Origin of the sequence: Bacillus sp. JJ1503, from assembly GCF_036965125.1 — a bacterium.
GTDB lineage: Bacteria > Bacillota > Bacilli > Bacillales > Cytobacillaceae > Cytobacillus.
Window position 1 is genome coordinate 1 of sequence record NZ_JBALOZ010000067.1, and the last position, 3,790, is coordinate 3,790.

Below are 3,790 nucleotides of genomic sequence, written 5' to 3' on the forward strand. Positions count from 1 at the left end.
CTGGAGGATCAAGTAGTGGCTCAGCTGCAGCGGTAGCGGCGTGTCTTAGTTATGGAGCAATTGGCACAGATGCTGGAGGTTCTATCCGTTTACCGGCTTCTTTCTGTGGAATCGTTGGGATGAAGCCTACATATGGTACTGTAAGTAAGCGTGGTATGTATCCGATATCATGGATTCAGGATCATGTCGGGCCTATGACAAGAACAGTCCATGATAATGCATTAATATTAAATGCCATTTCCGGATTTGATTCAGAAGATCCTGATGCTATCTACCGTAAACCTGAAGATTTTACTAGATTAATTGGTAAAGATATTAAGGGGACATCTATAGGAGTTCCGAGTAATTTTTATTTTGAGGATTTAAATGAAGAAATATCTAAAAAAGTAGAAGAAGCGATAACAATTCTAGAAGCATTAGGAGTAAGGATAACTCGAGTTGCACTTCCGAATATAGAGAAGTTTTTAGATGCACAGCGTGTTATTCTTTCTAGTGATGCATATGCAATTAATAGGGAGGGTTTGGAGGGCTTTCCAGATCTTTGGGATGATGAAGTGAAGGAAAGATTGCTAACAGGACGTTATATAAGAGGATTTGAATATGCAACCGCATTACAAACTCGAAAGTTAGCGAAAAAGGAATTCAATGATGTTTTCGAAAAAGTCGATGTTATCCTAACTCCTACAACATCTATTTTACCTCCTCGTATTAATGAGAGGTTTATTGGAAATGATCAAAATGCTATTGTTGTTCGGCAAATAATCTCAAAACAAACTTCTCCAACAAATTTGAACGGTTTTCCAAGCTTAGCGTTACCTTGTGATTTTTCAAGTGAGGGCTTACCAATTGGAATCCAATTTATAGGTAAGGAATGGGAAGAAGCAAAACTGTATCAATTTGGTTATGCCTTGGAACAAGAGTTGTCATTAACAACAGCAAAACTAAATATAAATCATTTGCCCTAAACGATTGAGGGTTTGAAAAATAATAAAAAACAAATTAAAGAAATTGGTCCTACTTGGAAAAATAGATTGGCAATCAATGGAACGTTATTCCTTCTTTTGCGAATTCTGTATAAAACAACATACTTACAAATAAGGCATAATATCTTTTATTAAGTATGGGAAGGGTGATTTGTATGGCATCTTTAAAGGTTGCTTCAATTTGGAGATATCCCGTTAAGTCGATGATGGGGGAGGAATTAAACACATGTGAGATTGCGGAAAAGGGGTTATTAGGGGATAGAGCTTATGGAGTCATTGATAATGAAACTGGTAAACTTGCTAATGCTAAAAATCCTAAAAAATGGCCAAACATGTTTCAGTATCGGGCAGCGTTTGTTGAACCCACACAGGAGAATGCTGCAGTTCCTCCGGTAAGAATTACTTTTCCGGATGGTCGTTCGATTATTAGTACAGACGAAGAAAGAAATGAATTGCTTTCAAACAGCTTGAATCGAAACGTTCATTTGTCAACTCCATCCGCAAAAGATGTACAGTTTGAAGGATATATTCCTGAATATATCGAGGAACTTGCCAACAAAGGCTCGATTTTTACAAGAACTTCACCAAAAGACACGTTTTTTGATATTGATATGGTACATATTATTACAACCTCAACTATTAATTACTTAAGGAAACTGGCACCGGAAAGCAGAATTGAGGCACGACGGTTCAGGCCTAATATTATTATTGAAGTTCCAGATACGGAAGCATTTATAGAAAATGATTGGGTGGGTAAAACCTTAACCATTGGTAGTGTACAGCTCAAAATTTCTCAAGAAACAAAGAGATGTGTCATGACAACATTATCTCAAGGAGACCTTCCAAAAGATCCAAATGTACTAAGATCTATTGTGAAAAATAATGCTGGAAGCTTTGGAGTTTATGCTACCGTAGTGAAACCTGGGAAGGTAAGCATCGGAGACAGAATTGAGATTGAGTGAAATACCAAACATGGGGACGGTCCTTGTGTTTACCTAATATTTCCAATATAAAGACTCTGATATTTGTATGGATTTTAAAATGTTACAATTCAAAGGGTGCTTTAATAATAGAAGAATTAATTTATTTTTAAGATGGGGATCATGTTTTAGTTATTCCATTAAAGGGCGCAATTCTTGAAGAGGAATTGTGCTTTTTTCAGTAATCGGGCCATTTAATGGAAGAAGGAATATCAATGACAATTGAATACTTATGGTAATGATAGATAAAGTAAGCGAGTTGCGTATTGTGAGAGGGGTGGGTAATTTGTATTTATACCATATGGTAATAGGTGAAAAAGATAGCGATATATATGTAAGCCCACAAAAACCTATACATAGCTCCTTATCTAGCTAACAATAAAAAGTAATGTGTCACATGTTAAAAAATGATTTAGAACAAGCAAGAAGCCCTTCAGAGTAAAATCTGAAGGGCTTCTCAACATATATGAATCTACTTAAACCTGAAATTGAATATCTGAAGGGGCATTGTTGTTTTATTCAAGTTTAGTGAGGAGCTTTTGTTTGCAGTAGCTTTATCCCCATGCCGATAAAAATCATTCCTGTAATTTTGTTTAAAACCGTTCCTATCTTTTGGTTTCCTCTTAGTTTTTTTGTAACGTAGGAAGAAAAATAAGCAATAAATAGACACCATAACAACCCAGTGATAGTAAAGGTCAGTCCCAGAATGATAAATGGGATCGGTCCCGAATCCTTTGTATCTATAAATTGAGGAAGAAACGCAATAAAAAACAAAGAAACTTTTGGATTCGTAAGACTTGTCAAAAGCCCTTGCACGTATATTTTCCTTATGTTTAGCTTGTTGGTTGCAGCAGCCTGAAAAGCTAAATTTGTTTTATCAATCAACATTCTAATCCCTAAATACACTAAATAAATAACACCAACAATTTTGATGATATTAAATAAGAGAACAGATTTTACAAGTATGATTGATAAACCAAAAGCAACGAACAACGTGTGAGTCAAAGAACCAGTAATAATACCTAAAACAGAATAAACACCTGCTTTTCGGCCTTGTGACATACTTCTCCCGACTATATACATTGTGTCTGCACCAGGAATTAAGTTTAGTAAAATTCCTGTTAATAAAAATACCTCATAATTAATAACTCCATACATATTAAGCACCTCTCTCTATTTTTGGGGTGCCCTTATCGATATTACAGCATGCTGTATGAAAACAAAAGTATTTTTTCATCTTTGTTCGTAAATATTTCTTCTATCCTTAACTACCGATAAAGTGCATTATGGCTCAGTAACAGCGTTGCACAGTCAGTGGCAAAATATTGTTTATAAGTAGGGTATTATCATAAGGATTTAAACAAAATTTGCTTGTATCATCACTTAATACGTACATTAGAGTATTGGTTTTACAGTAACAAAACTGTTCATTTTCGTTACAGCCAATTACCTAATTCCCTTGTAAATTAAGTATTTAGCGTTCATTAAATTGCTTATTGTGGTCTATAGCAGCTTGGCTGGTAGCAGGCCTACTTTTTGAATAAACCACATGCACAACGTTATTAAATCTTTAGCTTGGTACTACTCGTTCTTTAACCTACCTTTTTGGTCAGCTGTTGGAGAGCTTGTAGAGACAAAGATCGTTGTAATACCTGTGAAAAGAGAGTAAGTTCGTTTGAAACCTCACGACACATAAAAAACGTCATACTTTCCATTATATTACAGAAGAAATATCGTTTTTTCGTTTTGGGGGTAATGATTTGCCTTAGCTTGATGGGGATGGGGTTTAGCCCATATTTTGGTTATTCCATTAAAGGGCGCTTTTCT

Annotated in this window: 3 protein-coding genes; 2 read left to right on the top strand and 1 reads right to left on the bottom strand. The window is 35.4% G+C overall.

Annotated features, from left to right (window positions below; translation table 11 throughout):
• Both V7149_RS06205 and V7149_RS06210 read left to right on the top strand, forming a co-directional pair.
• Window positions 1-965: amidase (locus V7149_RS06205; RefSeq protein WP_335344783.1), on the top strand; the 965-nt coding region annotated here is incomplete at its 5' end.
• 173 nt (window positions 966-1,138) lie between these two features.
• The gene (locus V7149_RS06210) at window positions 1,139-1,945 is read left to right on the top strand and encodes an MOSC domain-containing protein (protein WP_335344784.1); all 807 of its coding nucleotides are present in this window, start codon (window positions 1,139-1,141) and stop codon (window positions 1,943-1,945) included.
• 543 nt (window positions 1,946-2,488) lie between these two features.
• Here the strand turns inward: V7149_RS06210 and V7149_RS06215 are convergent.
• A complete protein-coding gene (locus V7149_RS06215; protein ID WP_335344785.1) occupies window positions 2,489-3,121 on the bottom strand; it encodes a LysE family translocator in 633 nt (210 codons plus the stop codon).
• Window positions 3,122-3,790: the final 669 nt, after the last annotated feature.